The 19,129-nt window shown below is 67.9% G+C and carries 20 protein-coding genes; 15 read left to right on the plus strand and 5 right to left on the minus strand.

The window, feature by feature from the left end; all coding sequences use genetic code 11:
• The first annotated feature begins 65 nt into the window (after window positions 1-65).
• Entirely contained in the window at window positions 66-1,175 is a 1,110-nt protein-coding gene (prfB, locus tag MRBLWO13_RS11950) for a peptide chain release factor 2 (protein ID WP_341974219.1), read from the plus strand.
• 65 nt (window positions 1,176-1,240) lie between these two features.
• On the opposite strand, the gene MRBLWO13_RS11955 is transcribed toward prfB, so the two are convergent.
• Complete coding sequence (locus MRBLWO13_RS11955; protein ID WP_341974220.1) at window positions 1,241-2,314, minus strand: DUF2510 domain-containing protein; 1,074 nt, start codon at window positions 2,312-2,314, stop codon at window positions 1,241-1,243.
• Between the two features lie 130 nt (window positions 2,315-2,444).
• On the opposite strand from MRBLWO13_RS11955, the gene ftsE reads away from it, so the two are divergent.
• From ftsE to smpB, 3 genes are all read left to right on the plus strand, one after another.
• The gene (gene ftsE / locus MRBLWO13_RS11960) at window positions 2,445-3,515 is read left to right on the plus strand and encodes a cell division ATP-binding protein FtsE (RefSeq protein WP_341974221.1); all 1,071 of its coding nucleotides are present in this window, start codon (window positions 2,445-2,447) and stop codon (window positions 3,513-3,515) included.
• Window positions 3,512-4,426, plus strand: coding sequence for a permease-like cell division protein FtsX (gene ftsX, locus MRBLWO13_RS11965; RefSeq protein WP_341974222.1), 915 nt, complete (start codon window positions 3,512-3,514; stop codon window positions 4,424-4,426). The genes ftsE and ftsX overlap by 4 nt, the downstream gene beginning before the upstream one ends.
• Window positions 4,427-4,490: 64 nt before the next feature.
• On the plus strand, window positions 4,491-4,967 hold the full coding sequence (gene smpB, locus MRBLWO13_RS11970) for an SsrA-binding protein SmpB (protein ID WP_341974223.1): 477 nt from the start codon (window positions 4,491-4,493) through the stop codon (window positions 4,965-4,967).
• 49 nt (window positions 4,968-5,016) lie between these two features.
• Here the strand turns inward: smpB and MRBLWO13_RS11975 are convergent, their stop codons facing one another.
• Window positions 5,017-6,888 carry a prolyl oligopeptidase family serine peptidase gene (locus MRBLWO13_RS11975; protein ID WP_341974224.1) on the minus strand — a complete coding sequence of 624 codons (1,872 nt, stop codon included), beginning with the start codon at window positions 6,886-6,888 and terminating at the stop codon, window positions 5,017-5,019.
• 196 nt (window positions 6,889-7,084) lie between these two features.
• Between MRBLWO13_RS11975 and MRBLWO13_RS11980 the strand changes: the two genes are divergently transcribed.
• Window positions 7,085-8,029 (plus strand): methylenetetrahydrofolate reductase, encoded by a 945-nt coding sequence (locus tag MRBLWO13_RS11980; RefSeq protein WP_341974225.1) that lies wholly within the window; start codon window positions 7,085-7,087, stop codon window positions 8,027-8,029.
• Window positions 8,030-8,050: 21 nt separating this feature from the next.
• The gene (gene metE / locus MRBLWO13_RS11985; RefSeq protein ID WP_341974226.1) at window positions 8,051-10,363 is read left to right on the plus strand and encodes a 5-methyltetrahydropteroyltriglutamate--homocysteine S-methyltransferase; all 2,313 of its coding nucleotides are present in this window, start codon (window positions 8,051-8,053) and stop codon (window positions 10,361-10,363) included.
• Between the two features lie 81 nt (window positions 10,364-10,444).
• On the opposite strand, the gene lexA is transcribed toward metE, so the two are convergent.
• Window positions 10,445-11,131, minus strand: a complete 687-nt coding sequence (gene lexA, locus MRBLWO13_RS11990; RefSeq protein ID WP_341974227.1) for a transcriptional repressor LexA — start codon at window positions 11,129-11,131, stop codon at window positions 10,445-10,447.
• A gap of 284 nt (window positions 11,132-11,415) precedes the next feature.
• On the opposite strand from lexA, the gene MRBLWO13_RS11995 reads away from it, so the two are divergent.
• The 4 genes from MRBLWO13_RS11995 to hisH all read left to right on the plus strand — a co-directional run bounded on the left by MRBLWO13_RS11995 (window position 11,416) and on the right by hisH (window position 14,184).
• Entirely contained in the window at window positions 11,416-11,778 is a 363-nt protein-coding gene (locus MRBLWO13_RS11995) for a LysM peptidoglycan-binding domain-containing protein (protein ID WP_341974228.1), read from the plus strand.
• A gap of 83 nt (window positions 11,779-11,861) precedes the next feature.
• Complete coding sequence (locus tag MRBLWO13_RS12000; RefSeq protein WP_341974229.1) at window positions 11,862-12,947, plus strand: histidinol-phosphate transaminase; 1,086 nt, start codon at window positions 11,862-11,864, stop codon at window positions 12,945-12,947.
• Window positions 12,944-13,549 (plus strand): imidazoleglycerol-phosphate dehydratase HisB, encoded by a 606-nt coding sequence (hisB, locus tag MRBLWO13_RS12005; RefSeq protein ID WP_341974230.1) that lies wholly within the window; start codon window positions 12,944-12,946, stop codon window positions 13,547-13,549. Before MRBLWO13_RS12000 ends, hisB begins: the two co-directional genes overlap by 4 nt.
• Window positions 13,546-14,184: an imidazole glycerol phosphate synthase subunit HisH gene (gene hisH, locus MRBLWO13_RS12010; protein WP_341974232.1), complete on the plus strand. Its 639-nt coding sequence runs from the start codon at window positions 13,546-13,548 to the stop codon at window positions 14,182-14,184. The genes hisB and hisH overlap by 4 nt, the downstream gene beginning before the upstream one ends.
• Window positions 14,185-14,221: 37 nt before the next feature.
• Here the strand turns inward: hisH and MRBLWO13_RS12015 are convergent, their stop codons facing one another.
• Entirely contained in the window at window positions 14,222-15,418 is a 1,197-nt protein-coding gene (locus MRBLWO13_RS12015; protein WP_341974233.1) for an AAA family ATPase, read from the minus strand.
• Window positions 15,419-15,574: 156 nt separating this feature from the next.
• On the opposite strand from MRBLWO13_RS12015, the gene priA reads away from it, so the two are divergent.
• Window positions 15,575-16,321, plus strand: coding sequence for a bifunctional 1-(5-phosphoribosyl)-5-((5-phosphoribosylamino)methylideneamino)imidazole-4-carboxamide isomerase/phosphoribosylanthranilate isomerase PriA (priA, locus tag MRBLWO13_RS12020; RefSeq protein ID WP_341974234.1), 747 nt, complete (start codon window positions 15,575-15,577; stop codon window positions 16,319-16,321).
• Entirely contained in the window at window positions 16,305-17,126 is an 822-nt protein-coding gene (locus MRBLWO13_RS12025) for an SseB family protein (protein WP_341974235.1), read from the plus strand. Before priA ends, MRBLWO13_RS12025 begins: the two co-directional genes overlap by 17 nt.
• 7 nt (window positions 17,127-17,133) lie before the next feature.
• On the opposite strand, the gene MRBLWO13_RS12030 is transcribed toward MRBLWO13_RS12025, so the two are convergent.
• Window positions 17,134-17,526 carry a DUF1844 domain-containing protein gene (locus tag MRBLWO13_RS12030; RefSeq protein WP_341974236.1) on the minus strand — a complete coding sequence of 131 codons (393 nt, stop codon included), beginning with the start codon at window positions 17,524-17,526 and terminating at the stop codon, window positions 17,134-17,136.
• A 276-nt stretch (window positions 17,527-17,802) separates the two neighbouring features.
• On the opposite strand from MRBLWO13_RS12030, the gene infC reads away from it, so the two are divergent.
• The 3 genes from infC to rplT all read left to right on the plus strand — a co-directional run bounded on the left by infC (window position 17,803) and on the right by rplT (window position 19,120).
• Window positions 17,803-18,435, plus strand: coding sequence for a translation initiation factor IF-3 (gene infC, locus MRBLWO13_RS12035; RefSeq protein WP_341978372.1), 633 nt, complete (start codon window positions 17,803-17,805; stop codon window positions 18,433-18,435).
• A gap of 73 nt (window positions 18,436-18,508) precedes the next feature.
• Window positions 18,509-18,703 carry a 50S ribosomal protein L35 gene (gene rpmI, locus MRBLWO13_RS12040; RefSeq protein ID WP_017828564.1) on the plus strand — a complete coding sequence of 65 codons (195 nt, stop codon included), beginning with the start codon at window positions 18,509-18,511 and terminating at the stop codon, window positions 18,701-18,703.
• 30 nt (window positions 18,704-18,733) lie between these two features.
• Window positions 18,734-19,120 (plus strand): 50S ribosomal protein L20, encoded by a 387-nt coding sequence (rplT, locus tag MRBLWO13_RS12045; RefSeq protein WP_102193108.1) that lies wholly within the window; start codon window positions 18,734-18,736, stop codon window positions 19,118-19,120.
• Window positions 19,121-19,129: the final 9 nt, after the last annotated feature.

Here is a 19,129-nt window from a genome sequence, read left to right on the forward strand (position 1 = left end):
GCAGCTTCCGCCCGTCGAGGTACTCCGTCCCCGCGCGAACACCCGGCACGTTAGGCTGAAGTGCCATGCTCGAACTCGATCTCTCCGCCGACATCCAGGCCCTGCGACTCACCTTCGGTGACATTCGCGAGGTCGTCGATGTCGAAGCGCTCCGTACTGAAATCGCCCGCCTCAACGAGGAAGCCGGTGCCCCCGACCTCTGGGACGACACCGAGCGCGCCCAGAAGGTGACCAGCGCACTCAGCCACCGCCAGTCGGAGCTCGCCCGGATCGAGGGGATCGCCGGCCGTCTCGACGACCTCGAAGTCCTCGTCGGCCTCGCGAACGAGATGGGCGACGAGGAATCGGCGCAGGAGGCGCGCATCGAGCTCGCCGCCCTCACCGAACTGATCAACCAGCTCGAGGTGCAGACTCTTCTCGGCGGCGAGTACGACGATCGTGCCGCCATCATCACGATCCGCTCCGGCGCGGGCGGCGACGACGCCACAGACTTCGCCGAGATGCTCATGCGCATGTACCTGCGCTGGGCGGAGCAGCACAAGTACCCGGTGAAGGTCATGGACACCTCCTACGCCGAGGGTGCGGGAATCAAATCCGCGACGTTCGAGATCGACGCCCCCTACGCGTTCGGAACGCTGTCCGTCGAAGCCGGCACGCACCGTCTCGCGCGCATCAGCCCGTTCGGCTCCGCCGACAAGCGTCAGACCAGCTTCGCGGCTGTCGAGGTCATCCCGCTCATGGAGGAGGCCACTGCGGTGGAGATCCCCGAGGGTGACATCCGCGTCGACGTCTTCCGCTCGTCCGGCCCCGGCGGCCAGTCGGTCAACACCACCGACTCCGCCGTCCGCCTCACCCACCTGCCGACCGGCATCGTCGTGTCGATGCAGAACGAGAAGTCGCAGATCCAGAACCGCGCCGCGGCGATGCGCGTGCTGCAGACCCGCCTGTTGCTGCTGCAGAAGGCCGACGAGGCCGCGAAGAAGAAGGAACTCGCCGGAAACATCACCGCGAGCTGGGGCGACCAGATGCGCTCGTACTTCCTCTACGGACAGCAGCTCGTCAAGGACCTCCGCACCGGCCACGAGTCCGGCAACCCGGCCGCCGTGTTCGACGGCGACCTCGACGGCTTCATCTCGGCGGGCATCCGCTGGCGCAAGCGCAAGGTCGAGGACTGATCTCAGATTGAATGCAGAAGGCCCGGGAGCGAATCGCTCCCGGGCCTTCTGCATTCAGAGTGAGATCACTGCATCAAGCAGGTCACGCCGGAACTGGTGAACTCATCCGTGAACGCCGTCAGTGCGTCGGCATCCTGGAACATCTCATCACCGTTCGCGATGACACGCAGCGTGTCGTCGTCGATGTCGGATGCGACGAACGCCTCGCTGATGCAGGTGACCTGCTCAGGGGTGTACGTCTCTCCCTGGCCGGACAGCGTGAGGATCTCCGTGAGGCCCTCAGACACCTCTTCAACGGTCGGCCGACCGGCCGAGGTCTCGTCGGTGGTGCTGTCGGTCTCATCGGGGTCCGGCGCGGCCTCCGTCGGGATCGACGTCGGGAAATCGTCCATCTCGCTCTGGACGCCCTCGGCGAAGGCGAACAGGTAGACGAACGACATCACGATGCCGATGATCGTGCCGACCACGGCGAGCGAGAGGCCCGCGATTCCCGGCCACTTCTTGCCCTTGAGGAACAACGACACGAGCGACAGGATGAAGCCGATTCCCAGGAGCACGAAACCGAACACTCCGACGAGCGGGATGAACACGAGGATCGTGCCGAGCACGGCCAACCCGAGGCCGACGAGTCCGAGGACCGACGGCTTCTTCGGACCGGCATCTGCCGCGGCATACGCACCGGGGACGCCTGCCGGAGCCGCGCCGGGGTATGCCGGAGCTGCAGCGGGGTACGCAGGTGCTGCGTAGCCCGGGGCGGCGATCTGGTAGCCGGGGTCCGCGGCGGGCGCGGACGTCGGGTAGGCGCCGCCGGCAGCATAGGGCGGAAGGCCGCTGTCGCTGATCGGCGTCGTCGCAGCGGTCTCGTTCGGTGCGACGAACGGCGCCTCGACCTGCGCGTCGGGCTCTGCCGCCGCAGCCGGGGGAGCGTAAGTCTCGCCCGTCGTGCGGATCACGGTGTCATCGAGAGAATCGGCAGCGGTCTCTTCGACCGCTGGAGTGTGTGCGACTGCCGGAGCGTCTGCAACCACCGGCGCTTCGGGTGCGGCCGCCTCGGGAGCGAAGTGCTCCGTCCACTGCTGCCCGTCCCACCAGCGCTGTCGGCCAGAGCCGTCGTCGTACCAGCCTGCAGGTGTCGTCATGGGGTCCCCCTCGAAATCGTTCGCCCGCGCGGAACGCGCGAATCGGCTACCTCATATATAGCAGTGACCGGTGACGTCACGGGGTGTCGCTCGCGATCACCGGAAGAGGCGCGTTTAGGCTCGTATCGCCATGATTCGGTTCGAGAATGTCACGAAACGCTATCGCGGGACCGCCAGGCCCGCGCTCTCCGGTGTCGACTTCGAAGTGCAGCGGGGAGAGTTCCTCTTCCTCGTCGGTGCCTCGGGATCCGGCAAGTCGACCTGTCTCAGGTTGATTCTCCGCGAAGAGATTCCGTCAACCGGCCGCGTCGCGGTGCTCGGGCGCGATCTGCGCTCGCTCGCCAACCGCAAGGTGCCGTACTTCCGGCGGCACATCGGAGCGGTGTTCCAGGACTTCCGTCTGCTGCCGTCGAAGACCGTGTACCAGAACGTCGCGTTCACGCTTCAGGTCACCGGCTCATCTCGCGGCTTCATCCAGCAGGCGGTGCCGGAGGCGCTCGCACTCGTCGGCCTCGACGGCAAGCAGAAGCGGATGCCGCATGAGCTCTCCGGCGGTGAGCAGCAGCGCGTCGCGATCGCCCGCGCTCTCGTGAACCGTCCGCAGGTGCTGCTCGCCGACGAGCCCACCGGAAACCTCGATCCCGCCACATCCGTGGACATCATGCAGCTGCTCGCGCGCATCAACGCCGGTGGCACGACTGTTTTGATGGCCACGCACGAGGCCGGATTCGTCGACCAGATGCAGCGCCGCGTGATCGAGCTGCGTGACGGTGAGATGGTGCGCGACGAGGTGCACGGCGGTTACGGAGACACATCGAACATCCCGCGCCTGGTGCCGGAGGAGGTGCGCGGCGCCGCAGCGGTCGCCGCACTCACCGCTGTGCAGGAGGTGCAGCGCCAGACGGCCGACCTCTCGATGGTGCGCGCCGCCCTCGCCCAGGACCTGAGCGCCCAGCGCCGCGCAGCCGCAACGGCGCCCGCGCCGGAACCTGCGGTCCTGAAGCCGTCCGAGACTCCCCAGCCGGAGGCCTCCGTCGAGGAGCCCGCTCCCGTGCCGCACGACGTCTCGGAGCCGGCCGCCGCAGTCGCGCCCCGTACGCATCCGATCGTGCTGCCGCAGGTCGACATCGCCGACCTCGGCGTCGCCGATCGACTCGGTCTGTCCGACGCGGACGACGAGGAAGTGGGACCGACCTCATGAGATACGGTCTGATCCTCACAGAGGCCCTCGGCGGCCTCCGCAGAAACATCTCGATGGTGATCTCCGTCGTGCTCGTGACGTTCGTCTCGCTGACGTTCGTCGGAGCCGCGATCCTCATGCAGGCGCAGATCGGCACCATGCGCGGCTACTGGACCGAGCGCGCCCAGGTGGCCGTGTACATGTGCTCCGGCGTGTCCGAATCGCCGACCTGCCTCAACGGCTCCGCAACCGAGGAACAGGTGCAGATCGTCCGCGCCCAGATCGAGGGTGACGCGCTCGCGCCGCTCATCGCCGATGTGCGCTTCGAGACGAAGGACGAGGCGTACGCCAACATCGTCGAGCAGATCGGCGAGGAGAAGGCCAGCGTCTTCACCGCAGACCAGATGTCCGAGAGCTTCTTCGTGACGCTGAAGGATCCGAGTCAGTCCCAGGTGCTCGTCGAGGCGTTCAACGGGGTAGCAGGAGTGGAGCAGGTGGCCGACCAGCTGCAATACCTCGAACCGCTCTTCTCGGCTCTCACCGTCGCAACGTACATCGCCATCGGAATCGCCGTCCTCATGCTCATCGCGGCGATCCTGCTGATCGCCACCACGATCCGTCTCTCGGCGTACGCGCGACGCAAGGAGATCGGGATCATGCGCCTGGTCGGAGCATCCAACCGTTTCATCCAGACGCCGTTCGTCCTTGAGGGCGTCTTCGCGGCCTTCCTCGGTTCGGCGCTGGCCAGCGTCGCGGTGGTCGCGGGCGTTCATTTCGGCGTCGACGGATACCTGCGAGGTCGCGTGCCGTTCATCACCACCTGGGTGACGATGCAGGACGCAGTGCTCGTCGTCCCCGTGCTCATCGGCATCGGTATCGTGCTCGCCGCGCTGTCCGCAGGGTTCGCGATCCGTCGCTGGCTGCGCACCTGAGGTCGCTGTCGTTGTAGACTGAAAGGCTGTCGTGCGCCCGCACGGCACAGATCAGGAGAGCATCATGCCCAGGGAACGCGGGGAGAAGGTCGTCGCGACCAATCGTCGCGCACGTCACGACTACAACATCGAGAAGTCGTACGAGGCGGGGATGGTGCTCACGGGCACCGAAGTGAAGTCGCTGCGCCAGGGGCGCGCCAATCTGAGCGACGGATACGCGTTCATCAAGGGCAACGAGGTGTTCCTCGACGCCGTGCACATCCCGGAGTACTCGCAGGGGCACTGGACGAACCACTCGGCGAAGCGCATCCGCAAGCTGCTCCTGCACCGCGAGGAGATCGCGAAGCTCTCCCACGCAGTGTCCGCGGGCGGATACACGCTGGTTCCGCTGAAGCTGTATTTCACCGACGGGCGCGCGAAGGTCGAGATCGCACTGGCCAAGGGCAAGCGCGAGTACGACAAGCGCCAGACCCTGCGCGAACGCCAGGACACCCGCGAGGCCGAGCGCGCCATGCGCACTCGTAACCGCGTCGGGGACTAGCGGCGTCGACACGGGATCGACGCGTTTCGTCTCGTCGCAGGCTCCTCGCTCAACGACCGGTCGTGGGCGTGAACCCGAACACGCGTCCGAGGAATGTCAGCTCCCGCTCCAGGGAGTCGATGATCGTCTCCGCCCTGCGGAAGCCATGCCCCTCGCCCTGATAGAGCACGTACTCGTGCGCGATCCCACGCGCGGCCAGCGCGTCGCGGATCGCTTCGGACTGCGATGGCGGCACGACGAGGTCGTCCGCGCCCTGCAGCAGGAGCACCGGGACATCGATCCGGTCGGTGTGCGTGAGCGGTGAGCGGTCGATGTAGACCTGCTCGAGTTCCGGCAGCGGCCCGACGAGCCCGTTGAGGTAGTGCTTCTCGAAGTCGTGCGTGTCTTCGGCGATCATGCGCAGGTCGCCGACACCGTAGCGGCTGATGCCCGCGGCGAAGACCCCGCCCCGCACCAGTGCGCACAGCACGGTCCAGCCGCCGGCAGAACCACCGCGGATGGCGATGCGCTGCGGATCGGCAGCGCCGGATGCCGCGAGCCCGCGCGCCGCGGCCAGCACGTCGTCGACGTCGGCGACGCCCCAGGCGCCGTCCAGTCGCTCGCGGTAGGCGCGACCATAGCCGGTGGAGCCGCCGTAATTCACGTCCAGCACACCGATCCCTCGGCTCGTGTAGAACGCGATGGCGGCGGATGCCGCGCCCGACGCGTGTGCGGTCGGTCCGCCGTGCACCAGCACGACGTACGGCGGGAGGTCGCCGGAGTCGGCGGATGCATCCGGGTGCGCGGGCGCGTAGTCGAAGGCGTGCACCGGGCCGCTCGGCCCGTCGAACGAGACCGCGCGAGCCGGCGGCATCCATCGGTCGTCAAGGGCGCGTCCGCCGCGGACGGCGACGACCTCGCCGGAGTCGATGTCGACGGACCACAGACCGGCCTCGGTCCCCGAACCCCCGCCGGAGAGGAGCACGCGTGAGCCGGAGACGTCGTCGACGCTGACGTGCGCATCGGCGGGCACGTCGAGTCGGCGTGCATCGCCGTCGAGGTCGATCAGGACGACTTCATCACGCCCGTTCGTCCGCACCGCGACGATCCGGCCGTCGGGCAGGGGCTGGTACCAGCGATTGCCGAGCACCCAGAGGCCGTAGCCGGTGTCGGCGTCCGCCGGCGCGATCGGCTCGGGAGCCGCGGAGAGAGCTGCGCCGTCGAGCGTCAGTCGCTGCACCCCCCACCGTCCAGTCGGATCGTCCGCGAAGAGCAGTTGCGAATCGCTGACCCACTCCGGTTGCAGTGCGGCGTTGGTCGGCACGTCGACGCGCGTGCCGGCGTCGAGCGCGGCGATCACGAGTGACGCGTGCTCCCACGGCATCCGATCGGTGCTCCACTCGACCCAGGCGAGCCGTGAACCATCGGGAGAGAGCGCGGGGTGCGCGAAGAAGCCGGGACCGCTCGCGACCACTCGCACCGTGTCGTCGTCTGCGGCCGCCGAGCCATCGAGCGGGATCTCGACGATCGCGCGGGTGTGGGGCTCTGACCGCAGGTCCTCCTGCACGGCCAGCAGTCGCCCGCGCTGCAGGCTCAGTCCGCCGTACCGTGCACCGGCCGCGGTCAAGGGCTCGGGCTCGGCGCCCGGTGCGAGCCGGCGTACCCGCTGATCGCCCGCATCGACGAAGTACAGGGTGCCATCGGCATCCGCCGTCCAGGCGCCGCCGCCGTACTCGTGCACGCGGGAACGCGCGTTCCACGGGGCGGGCAGCACCTCTCGGCCGGTCGAGCTGCGGACGGTGACGCGGCCGCCCTCGGCGGGCACCGACTCTCCCCACCAGATCTCGTCGCCCACGAAGAGGGCGCCGTCGATGCGCGGGGCGGATGCCGCGACATCCGCTGCCGAGAAGGGGGAGGGCCAGGAGCCGTACGGAGTCGCCATGCATCGAGCTTAGGTCGGCAGTGTGACGTCGTGTGTCGTGGTCGCGTGCGCGGAACGGGTCGGCTGTTCTACCTTGCTGGAAACGCCCGATTCACCTCGAGCGTGGTGCGACAGCCGAGCCCGGCACCCGCCCGTGAACGACAGGCCTGCCCTGTCGCGCGCGGCTGCTATGTCCGTCTGCCACTCAGGAGAGAAGATGCCCGAGGAATTCACCCCCGGCGCCACTCGTGTGCCGTTCTCCTTCGAGCTCTACCCGCCGCGCTCGGAGTCGAGCGAAGAGGCCCTGCACGAGACGGTGCGGCAGCTCGCCGCCGCCGGCCCGGAGTTCCTCTCCGTCACGTACGGCGCCGGCGGATCGACCGGCGGACGATCCCTTGATGTCCTCCGCTACATCCGCGCCCACACCGACGTCGAACCGCTCGCGCACCTCACCTGCGTCGGGAACACCTACGCGGGGGCAGCGCGCCTGATCCGGGAGTTCCTGGATGCCGGCATCCTCAGCTTCCTCGCTCTGCGCGGCGACCCGCCGCAGGGGCAGACGGAGGCGTTTCTCGGGGACCTGGAGAGCGCGGCGCAGCTGGTGCAGCTCATCGACCGGGTGCAGGCGGAACGAGCGCCTTACGAAGAGGCTCCGGTTCCGGGCTTCCCTGGCGCAGCCAGGGTCGACCCGCGGCGAAAGGTCAACATCGCCGTCGCCGCATTCCCGAAGGGGCATCCGCGTGCGACGCATCGCACGCAGGACGTCGAGGCGCTGCTTGCCAAGCAGGCGGCTGGGGCGACCTTCGCGATCACGCAGCTCTTCTTCCATGCCGACGACTACCTGGCCTTCGTCGAACGCGCTCGCGCTGCCGGCGTCACGATCCCGATCCTCCCCGGCATCATGCCGATCACTTCGCACGTGCGTCTCGCCCGTGTGCTGGAACTCACCGGGGAAGACCTGCCCAGCGAGCTCGCCATCGCGCTCGAGGTCGAGCCGACCCCCGAGGGCCGCCGCGAGATCGGGATCGAATGGGCCGCGCGTCTCGCCCGCGAGGTCGTCGCCGGCGGCGCGCCCGGCGTGCACCTCTATGCCTTCAACCAGCACGACACCGTCCTCACCGTCCTCGCAGAAGCCGGCATCCTCCCGGCCCTGCGCCACTAGACCCCGCCGAAAGGAAAGACCATGACTGCATTCCCCGAGGGAACCATCCTCGGCTACCCCCGTATCGGTCGCCGCCGCGAACTCAAGAAGGCCATCGAGTCGTTCTGGGCCGGCCGCATCGACGAGCAGGAACTCGCGCGCACCTCCGCAGAGCTGCGGGCTACGACCCGCGAGCGGCTCGCTGCACTGGGCCTCGGCCGCACCGACTCCGCCATCCCCGAGTCGTTCTCGTACTACGACCAGGTGCTCGACGCCGCCGTCACGGTTGGCGCGATCCCGACCCGTTTCGAGGGCCTGCGCGCTGCAGACGGCACGATCGGCCTGCCCGCGTACTTCACCATCGCCCGCGGCGAGGGGGAGCGCGCGCCGCTCGAGATGACGAAGTGGTTCGACTCGAACTACCACTACCTGGTGCCGGAGATCGGGCCGGAGACGGCCTTCTCGCTCTCCAGCGACCGCCTCGTGCGTGAGGTGGCCGAGGGCGTCGCCGCCGGCTTCGTGACCCGTCCCGTTGTCGTGGGTCCGGTGACGCTGCTTGCTCTCGCCAAGGCGTCGGATGACGCCCCCGAGGGCTTTGACCCGCTGTCCCGTCTCGACGACCTGCTCCCGGTCTATGTCGAGCTCCTGGCACGCCTGAAGGATGCCGGCGCCGAATGGGTGCAGCTCGACGAGCCCGCGCTGGTCAGCGAGTCGCTTCCCGCATCCGTCGCGCAGCTCTCCGATGCCGCAGCCCGTGCGCTCGCGGTGCTCGGCGGCGCGACCGAGCGTCCGTCGATCCTCGTCGCCGCACCCTACGCCGAGCTCGGCGAGGTGTTCCCCGTGCTCGCCGCTGCGCCCGTCGAGGCGATCGCCGTCGACCTCGTCCGCGGCGGTGTGCCGACGGCAGCTGCCGGACTCGAGAGCAAGACCCTCGTCGGCGGCGTCATCGACGGCCACAACATCTGGCGCGGCGACCTCGCGGCGGCCTACGACAAGCTGGAAGCCCTCCGCGGGCTCGGCGCTGCTGCGGTCGCCGCATCCACCTCGACCTCGCTGCTGCACGTGCCGCACAATGTCGCGGACGAGACCAAGCTCGACGCTCGCCTGGTCTCCTGGCTCGCGTTCGCGGATCAGAAGGTCGAGCAGGTCGTCGTTCTCGCCCGTGGCCTCGGCCAGGGCCGCGCTGCGATCGAGGATGAGCTCGCTGCGGCATCCGCTGCACTCGAGGACCGTCTGAGCGCACCCGGCGTCCGCGACGGACTGGTCCGGCAGCGCGAGCTCAGCGAGGCCGACTTCTCGCGGGTCTCGTACGAGGAGCGCGAGACGGCGCAGGAGGCGCTGGGGCTGCCGGCTCTGCCGCTCACCACGATCGGCTCGTTCCCGCAGACCGGCGACATCCGCCGGGCGCGCGCGCAGTACGGGCGTGGCGAGCTCCCGCAGGAGGACTACGAGGACTTCCTGCGGCGCGAGATCGACAGCGTCGTCTCGCTGCAGGAGGAGCTCGGTCTCGACGTGCTGGTGCACGGCGAGCCGGAGCGCAACGACATGGTGCAGTACTTCGCCGAGAACCTCGACGGCTTCGCGGTCACCGAGAACGGCTGGGTGCAGTCCTACGGGTCGCGGGCGACCCGCCCGTCGATCCTGTGGGGCGACGTGTCGCGTCCTGCCCCGATCACGGTCGACTGGTCCTCGTACGCGCAGTCCCTGACCGTGAAGCACATGAAGGGCATGCTCACCGGACCGGTCACGATCCTGGCGTGGTCGTTCGTGCGCGACGACCAGCCGCTGGGCGAGACCGCCAACCAGGTCGCGCTGGCGCTCCGCGAGGAGATCGCCGACCTCGAGACCGCCGGCATCGAGATCATCCAGGTCGACGAGCCGGCACTGCGCGAGCTGCTGCCGCTGAAGCAGGCCGACCAGGCTGCATACCTGGACTGGTCGGTGGCATCTTTCCGCCTGTCCACGGGTGGCGCGGCCGCTGGCACGCAGATCCACACGCACCTCTGTTACTCGGAGTTCGGCGTCGTGATCGATGCGATCCGTGCCCTCGACGCCGATGTCACCTCGATCGAGGCGGCACGCAGCCGCATGGAGGTCGTCACCGACATCGCCGAGGTCGGCTTCGACCACGGCATCGGCCCTGGCGTGTACGACATCCACTCGCCGCGCGTTCCGAGCACATCGGAGATCGAAGCGCTGCTGCGCCGTGCCGTCGAGGAGATCCCGACGCGTCAGCTCTGGGTCAACCCGGACTGCGGCCTGAAGACCCGCGGCTACGCCGAGACGACCGAGTCGCTGCGCAACATCGTCGAGGCCACTCGTCGCGTGCGCGAGGACGTGAACGTCACGGCCTGACGTCGTTGAAACGCAAGAACCGCTCTCCCCGAAGCCTGGGGAGAGCGGTTCTTGCGTTTCCAGCGAGTGGATGCCGGATGCTCAGACCGCGCGCAGCACCGCGACGACCTTGCCGAGCACGGTGGCCTCATCGCCGAGGATCGGCTCGAAGGAGGAGTTGCGGGGGAGCAGCCAGGTATGACCGTCGCGCTGGCGGAACGTCTTCACGGTCGCCTCACCGTCGAGCATCGCCGCGACGATCTCGCCGTTCTCCGCGCTGTTCTGCGAGCGGATGACGACCCAGTCGCCGTCGCAGATCGCGGCGTCGATCATCGATTCGCCGGACACCTTGAGCATGAACAGATCGCCCTTGCCGACGAGTTGGCGGGGGAGCGGGAATATCTCCTCGACCTGCTGATCGGCGGTGATCGGCACACCGGCCGCGATACGACCGACCAGAGGCACCATCGCCGCATCGCCCACCGGTGTCATCGCGTCAGCAGGGTTCTCGCCGCTCTGACCGGGGAGGTCGATGAGCACCTCCATCGCGCGGGTCTTGCCCGGGTCGCGGCGCAGGTAACCGCTGAGCTCCAGTTGTCCGAGCTGATGAGTGACGCTGGAGAGCGACTTGAGGCCGACGGCATCGCCGATCTCGCGCATGCTCGGCGGGTAACCATGGCTGGCGATCGACGTCTGGATGACCTCGAGGATCGCCATCTGCTTCGGGCTGAGGCTCTTCCGACGGCGCGTTCGCGGTGCCTCTGACTCGGGGGCTGAGTTCTCGCTCATGGTGCTCCTTCAGTAGGCGAATCCGACGCTGCTCTTCGAATGTCGGTGGCCCGTGGTGGGGTGTTCCTATCGAAACCGTATCCGAGAATCGGGCCGATGTGGAAGATCTGTTCGAGCGTGTCGCCCGATTCTCGAACTCTATTTCGAAGAACGCTTGACAGATGTTCGAACTCGAAGATATCTTCGGAACGTAGCTTCGCATTCACGGCTCCCGGCCGAGGCGAGAATGCGAACGCTACGCCAACTTCCCCCGTTTCGCGGGGCGAGAGCACAGGGAGTAAGAGATGAGCACCATCACCTTCAGCAATGCGGCAGTCATCCCGGCACGCCCGGCGACGCGGCTTCGGCTGACGGTTCGCGGTCGTCGTCTGCTCCTCGCAGTCGCTGCTCTCCCGCTCGCCGTCGGCATCGCCTTCGCGGCGATCAGCGGTGGGGGTGCGATCGCCTCGGGTGAGAGCGTCGCAACCGCCACCTTCGAGACGGTGACGGTGATGCCGGGCGACACCCTGTGGTCGATCGCCGGAGACGTCGCCCCGGACGCCGATCCCCGCGATGTCATCGGAGAGATCTCCCGACTCAACCTGCTGCAGGACGGCATGCTCCAGATCGGGCAGGAACTCGCGATTCCCGCCCAGTTCTCCCACTGACGTTCGGTGGGACCGGTGAGCCGACGGGAAACCTGGCGTCACCGGATGAGCACAGAGGCTCGCAGCGTTCTAGCATGGGAGGGGTGACCGCCTCTCTCGACGACCTGCCGCTGCGTGACGATCTTCGCGGGCTCACCCCGTACGGCGCACCGCAGGCACCGCTTCCGATCGCCCTCAACGTCAACGAGAACACGCACCCGGTGCCCGATGAGGTGGCCAGCGACATCCTCGACGACATCGCCGTCGCGCTGCGGGACGTGAACCGATACCCCGACCGCGAGTTCACCACCCTGCGCGAGGGATTCGCCGAGTACCTCGGCCACGGTCTGGACGCGGATCAGATCTGGGCCGGCAACGGTTCCAATGAGGTGCTGCAGCACATCCTTCAGGCCTTTGCGGGGCCGGGGCGCACGGCGTTCGGGTTCGCACCCACCTACTCCATGTATCCGCTGATCGCTCAGGGGACGGGTGCGCGGTGGATCGCCGGGGTGCGGGAGCCGGACTACACGATCACGCCGGAGGAGGCGGTCGCGCAGGTCGAACAGGTCGACCCCGACGTCATCCTCCTCTGTTCGCCGAACAACCCCACCGGAACACCGCTCGGCCTCGACGTCATCGAAGCCGTGTACGAGGTTGCGCGTGGCGTCGTCATCGTCGATGAGGCCTATCAGGAGTTCGCGCCGAAGGAGGCGGCATCCGCGTTGTCCCTCCTCGAAGGACGCCCTCGTCTTGCCGTGTCCCGAACGATGAGCAAGGCGTTCGCCTTCGCCGGTGCGCGCGTCGGCTATCTCGCCGCTGACCCCGCCTTCATCGACGCGTTGCGACTGGTGCGGCTGCCGTATCACCTGAGCGCGCTCACGCAGGCGGCGGCCGTCGCCGCGCTGCGCAACTCCGCGATCATGCTGAGCATGGTCGACGAGATCGTCGAGCAGCGTGATCGCATCACTGCGACGCTGGAGGCGCTCGGATACACGCCGCACGAGTCCTGGTCGAACTTCGTGCTGTTCGGCGGGGTCAGCGACCCCAAGCGCACCTGGCAGCAGCTCTACGACCGCGGTGTCCTCATTCGCGACGTCGGCATCCCCGGGCACCTGAGAGTCACCGCCGGAACCGAGGCCGAGAGCACCGCATTTCTGGATGCTCTCGCGTCGATAGAATCAGCATCATGAGCGCCCCCCGCACCGCCAGTCGCGTCCGCAGCACGTCGGAGTCCACCGTCGAACTGGAACTGAACCTCGACGGCACCGGTGCGAGCCGCATCGACACGTCCGTGCCGTTCTTCGACCACATGCTCACCGCGTTCGCGAAGCACTCGCTCACCGACCTCACCGTGCGCGCCTCCGGCGACACCCACATCGACGCGCACCACACCGTCGAGGACGTGTCCATCGTCCTCGGGCAGGCGATCGCCGAGGCGCTGGGCGACAAGTCCGGCATCTCACGGTACGGCGATGCGCTCGTTCCACTCGACGAGGCGCTTGCGCAGGCCGTGGTCGACATCAGTGGGCGTCCGTATCTCGTGCATGACGGTGAGCCGGCTGGATTCGAGCACCACCTCATCGGCGGTCACTTCACCGGTTCGCTCGTGCGCCACTCCTTCGAAGCGATCACCTTCGGCGCCGGACTCACCGTGCACATCCGGGTGCTCGGCGGGCGCGACCCGCACCACATCGCCGAGGCGGAGTACAAGGCGTTCGCTCGCGCGTTCCGCCAGGCGAAGGCGCTCGACCCGCTCGTCGATGGCATCCCGTCCACCAAGGGTGCACTGTGACGCGCACGCCTCGCATCGCCGTCTTCGACTACGAGTCCGGCAACGTGCACTCTGCCGTGAAGGCGCTCATCGCCGCCGGCGCGGATGCTGTGCTCACCGGTGACCGCAAAGAGGCGCTCGAGGCCGATGGCCTCGTCGTTCCCGGCGTCGGTGCCTTCGCGGCCGTCCGAGACGCGCTCAAGGCGCGCGGCGGTGACGAGATCATCGATCGACGTCTCGCCGGGGGGCGTCCGGTGCTGGGCATCTGCGTCGGGATGCAGGTGCTGTTCGAGCACGGCGTCGAGCGCGGGCAGGATTCCGAGGGCCTCGGCGAGTGGCCTGGTGCGGTGACCGAGCTCAACGCGCCGGTATTGCCGCACATGGGCTGGAACACCGTCGAACCCGGTTCGGGAAGCGTGCTCTTCGAGGGCATCGAACAGGAGCGGTTCTATTTCGTGCACTCCTACGCCGCGCAGGCCTGGGAACTCGACGTCATCCCACCGTTCCCGCAGCCGGTCCTGACGTGGACCACCTACGGCGATCCGTTCCTCGCAGCCGTGGAGAACGGACCGCTGTCGGCGACCCAGTTCCACCCCGAGAAGTCCGGCGAGGCCGGAATCCGGCTGCTGCGCAACTGGGTGCAGTCGCTGACCTGATCGCAGTCCGGCCTGGCGACGAACGGTTCCGTTGCTGTCAGAGTCCGCGGGCGACGGCTGCCGCGGCCGACAGCCAGGCCCGCTTCGTGACCGGATCCAGCGCACCCAGCTTGAGCGCGCCGTCCACGATCCCACGGTCGAACGGGATGGTCACGACTTCGCGTGCAAGAGACCCGTACCCGTCCACGATCTGATCGACGTCTGCCTGCGATGCCTTGGGATCGGCCTGCGTCACCACGACCACCGACTGTCGGGCCAGCTGCGCTGACCGCGCATCGCGCTCCTCGAGCGCCTCCAGCAGGAGTGCTCCGGCTTCTGCGTGGTCGTCTCGAGTGGTCGTCGCCACCACGATCTGGTCGGCGCGATCGATCATCCGCAGCCACATCGGATCGGACTCGTCGTTGCCCGAATCGATGATGATCAGGCGATAGAACTTGGCAGCGACGGCGTGGATCGCGTCGACGTCGTCGGGGTTGAGTCGGTTCTCGTGGGCGAGCCTGATCGGCTTGGAGCGCAGGACGTCGTACTTCTCCCGCGGCTGGTGGTGGACGAAATGCGCGAGATCGGCAGACTGACCGCGCGCACCGAGCAGCCGCTCCGTCTCGGGCAGGAGTTCGAGGAGCGTGCGATCGTGCGGGCCGCTTTCCGTGCGCCAGCCGAGGGTGCCCCTGGTCTGATTGTTGTCCCATGCCAGGACGCCGGCGCCTCCGTACTGGGCGAAGACCGCCGAGAGGAGCACTGTTGTCGGCGTCTTCCCGGCGCCGCCCTTGCCGTTCACGACCGCGACGGTCCGCGGGCCTGGCCAGTGCTGGCTGACAGCGTGCTCGTCGTCACGGACCGCCTGCTCGGCGGCGCTCGGACGCAGCGAGAACCCGAGACGATTCAGCGCGCCCCGTGCGCCGCGGCGGGCCGGCTCCTCGCGCCGCTCCTGATGCAGGAACGACGGCCGCTCCGCGCGGTCCCGCTGCGTGCGGCGTGAGGGCGCGGGTTCTGAGGCGACTTCGAGCTCGCGCTCCGGTGCCGTGATCAACGGTGCAGCGCTCGGCGTCGCTGCCACCCGCGGAACCTCGCCGGCGGTGATCGGCACGTCGAAGAGGAGGCCCGCGGGGAGCGGCTCCTCATGGACGCGCTCTTCGAACACGGGTTCGGCGGAGACCGCTTCAGGCACGTTCACGGGTTCGGGGTTGCCACGTCGCAGCGGACCGACTCCGCGCAGATCAGAATCGTTGGCCATCGTTCATCGCCCTCCCCGAATCGAACACGGTTGCACACGAGGCTACCCTCTTGCCTTGTGTCGATCGGTATCGCCCCATTTGAACCGGTCCCGGCGTCGGACTAGTGTCGATTCTCGTGCCGATGAATCGGCCGTTCCATTTCACCTGAGGACGACATGAACGACTTCGCGTCAACTCCCACTCTCACCCTGCTCCCCGCAGTCGACGTCGCCGGCGGTAAGGCCGTGCGTCTGACGCAGGGCGAAGCCGGCACCGAGACCAACTACGGCGACCCGCTGGACGCCGCAGGGGAGTGGGTCGCGCAGGGTGCGAAGTGGATCCACCTGGTCGACCTGGATGCGGCCTTCGGTCGCGGCAGCAACACGCCGATCCTGCGCAAGGTGATCAAGCAGTTCCGCAACGTGAACGTCGAGCTCTCCGGCGGCATCCGTGACGACGCCACGCTGGAAGCGGCCCTGGAGAGCGGGGCGACGCGCATCAACCTGGGCACCGCAGCGCTGGAGAACCCCGAGTGGGCCGCCGACGTCATCGGACGTTACGGCGAGGCGATCGCCGTCGGCCTTGACGTGCGCGGTACGACGCTTGCGGCGCGCGGCTGGACCAAGGAGGGCGGCGACCTCTGGGAGGTGCTCGACCGTCTCGAGGAGGCCGGCTGCAGCCGCTACGTCGTGACCGACGTCACCAAGGACGGCACACTGCGCGGCCCGAACCTCGAACTTCTCCGCGAGGTCGTGGCGCGCACTCCGAAGCCCGTCGTCGCCTCGGGTGGTATCTCCAGCCTCGATGACATCGCGGCCCTCCGCGAACTGGTGCCGTTGGGCGTCGAAGGCGCCATCGTCGGCAAGGCCCTCTATGCCGGCGCCTTCACGCTGGCTGAGGCGCTGGATGTCGCAGGAGACTGACGGCGCCTGCGATCACGGCTCGGGCGCGGCCGGCGATTCGGCAGCACCGGGCGCGGCCGGCGATTCGGCAGGCGTCCCCTGGGAGGGGCGCAGCTTCGAGGCGAATCCGCACGCCGCCGACGACGGTTCCGCCGATCCCGTGCTGCTCGATGCCCTGCTGCGCTTCCGCGCGGGGCAGGGGAGTCAGGCTGAGGTCGTCGATGCCTTCCGAAATGCGCGTGTTCTCATCCCGCTCGTCGCCGAGAAAGGCGAGGAGGGCATCGCCCCGAACGGCTTGACGGTCGACAAGACGCAGGAACTGTCGATCGTGACGGTGGCTGCTCCCGACGGCCGTCGTGTGCAGCCGGTGTTCTCCTCGGTCGCGGCGATGTCGAAGTGGGATGCCACGGCGCGGCCGATCCCGGTCGAAGCCGTGCGTGCGGCCCTGGCAGCGTCCGCAGAGGACACTGACCTGATCGTGCTGGACCCCACATCCGACACCGAGTTCGTCATCCGTCGCCCGGCAGTCTGGGCGATCGCGCAGGGGCACGCCTGGGAGCCGAGCTTCCTGTCGCCGGAGGTCTTCGCAGCTCTCCAGGAGAGCATCGGGCACGAACTCGCGGTGATCGATGTCGCTGTCGCTGCCGGCGACCCCGACGCGCGCCTGCGGGGACCCGAGCTCATCGTGATCCTCGAGCTCGTCGACGGCCTGGAGCGTGAGGTTCTCGACGCCGTGCTCGACCGACTGGCGCAGCGCTGGGCCTCCGACGATCGCATCGCCGTCCTCGCGGACTCCCTCACCGTCAAGCTCCGCCGCAGCGCCTGACTGCCGGCTAGTTGACCGGGCCCGTCCACTTCTCGCCGGGCCCCTTGCCGATCGGGTCGGGGATGACGGATGCTTCGCGGAATGCGAGCTGCAGCGACCGGAGGCCGTCGCGGAGCGACCGCGCGTGCATATCGCTGATCTCCGGGGCGCCGGCGGTGATGAGTCCGGCGAGGGCGTTGATGAGCTTGCGCGCCTCATCGAGATCGAGCTCGGCATCCGGGTCGTGCGCCAGGCCGACCTTGACGGCGGCGGCACTCATCAAGTGCACGGCGGCTGTCGTGATCACTTCGACGGCTGGGACATCGGCAATGTCCCTCGTGGCGGAAGACGCTGCCTCCTCCTGCCGTGCCCAGCGCTCTTCGCGCTCGCGATCTGCCTGGTCCTGACCCTGAGTCGTCACTTCGCCTTGCCTTCTGTTAGACTTTGTCGGGCTCCGGAGCGTAAATGCTCCGGTACGAAAGAGGATTCACTTCCCACCCGCGCTTGCCGTTCCAGGCTACCGGGTCGAGCACTCCGCCGGCTCCGTCCGGTAGTTCGGTCAGATCCGCGAGGAAACCTGTCCGATGTCAGGGTGCGAAGCCGGTATCTGAATGCCGGTGGGTGGGGGACGATTCCGAATTCGCCCGTGATGCAGAAAGCATCGCGGAGGCCGAATCGCATCGTCTAAGGAGCACCTATCAGCGATCCCCGCACTAATGAGCGCATCCGCGTCCCCGAGGTTCGCCTCGTCGGCCCCGCGGGTGAGCAGATCGGCGTCGTCCGCATCGAGGCGGCGTTGCGCCTTGCGCAGGAAGCTGACCTCGATCTCGTCGAGGTCGCCCCGAACTCGAAGCCGCCTGTGGTCAAGATCATGGACTACGGCAAGTTCAAGTACGAGGCCGCCCAGAAGGAAAAGGAAGCTCGCCGCAACCAGGCGAACACGATCCTCAAGGAAGTCCGCTTCCGTCTGAAGATCGAGGCGCACGATTACACGACCAAGCTCAAGCGCGCCGAGGGCTTCCTCAAGGCCGGAGACAAGGTCAAGGCAATGATCCTGTTCCGCGGTCGCGAGCAGTCGCGTCCCGAGCAGGGTGTGCGCTTGCTGCGCAAGTTCGCCGAGGACGTCGCCGAGCTCGGCACGGTCGAGTCGAACCCGACCATCGACGGTCGCAACATGGTCATGGTCGTGGCTCCGCTGAAGAGCAAGTCCGAGGCGAAGCAGGAGCAGAACGCTGTTCGCGACGCGCAGCGCGCTGCGAACAAGCAGGCCACGCGTGAAGCGAAGAGCGAAGCAGATGCTCCCGCCGTCGTCGAGGATGCCGCGGGCTGAGGCCCGCCCACAAGACTCCCGCATTGCGGGTTGACAACGTCGCCTGAGAAGGCGCCATACGAAGGAAGAGAAGATGCCGAAGCAGAAGACCCACTCGGGTGCTAAGAAGCGCTTCAAGATCACCGGCAGCGGCAAGCTGAAGAAGCAGCAGGCCGGGATGCGTCACAACCTCGAGCACAAGTCGAGCCGTCGCACCCGTCGTCTGAACCAGGACCAGGTGCTCTCGAAGGCCGACACCAAGGTCGCGAAGAAGCTTCTCGGTCGCTGACGCGCCCGAACGCAGGAATAGGAAGAAGTCATGGCAAGAGTAAAGCGGGCGGTAAACGCCCACAAGAAGCGTCGCGTCATCCTCGAGCGCGCCTCCGGCTACCGTGGTCAGCGTTCGCGCCTGTACCGCAAGGCCAAGGAACAGGTCATCCACTCCCTGGTCTACTCGTACCGGGATCGCCGCAAGCGCAAGGGCGACTTCCGCCGCCTGTGGATCCAGCGCATCAACGCCGCTGCACGCCAGAACGGCATGACCTACAACCGTTTCATCCAGGGCCTCGGCCTCGCGGGCGTCACGGTCGACCGTCGTATGCTCGCCGACCTCGCGGTCAACGACGCAGCGACGTTCACGTCTCTCATCGAGACGGCTAAGAAGGCTCTGCCTTCCGACGTCAACGCACCGAAGTCGGCCGCGTAAGCAGCTCTT

Origin of the sequence: Microbacterium sp. LWO13-1.2, from assembly GCF_038397725.1 — a bacterium.
Lineage (GTDB): Bacteria > Actinomycetota > Actinomycetes > Actinomycetales > Microbacteriaceae > Microbacterium.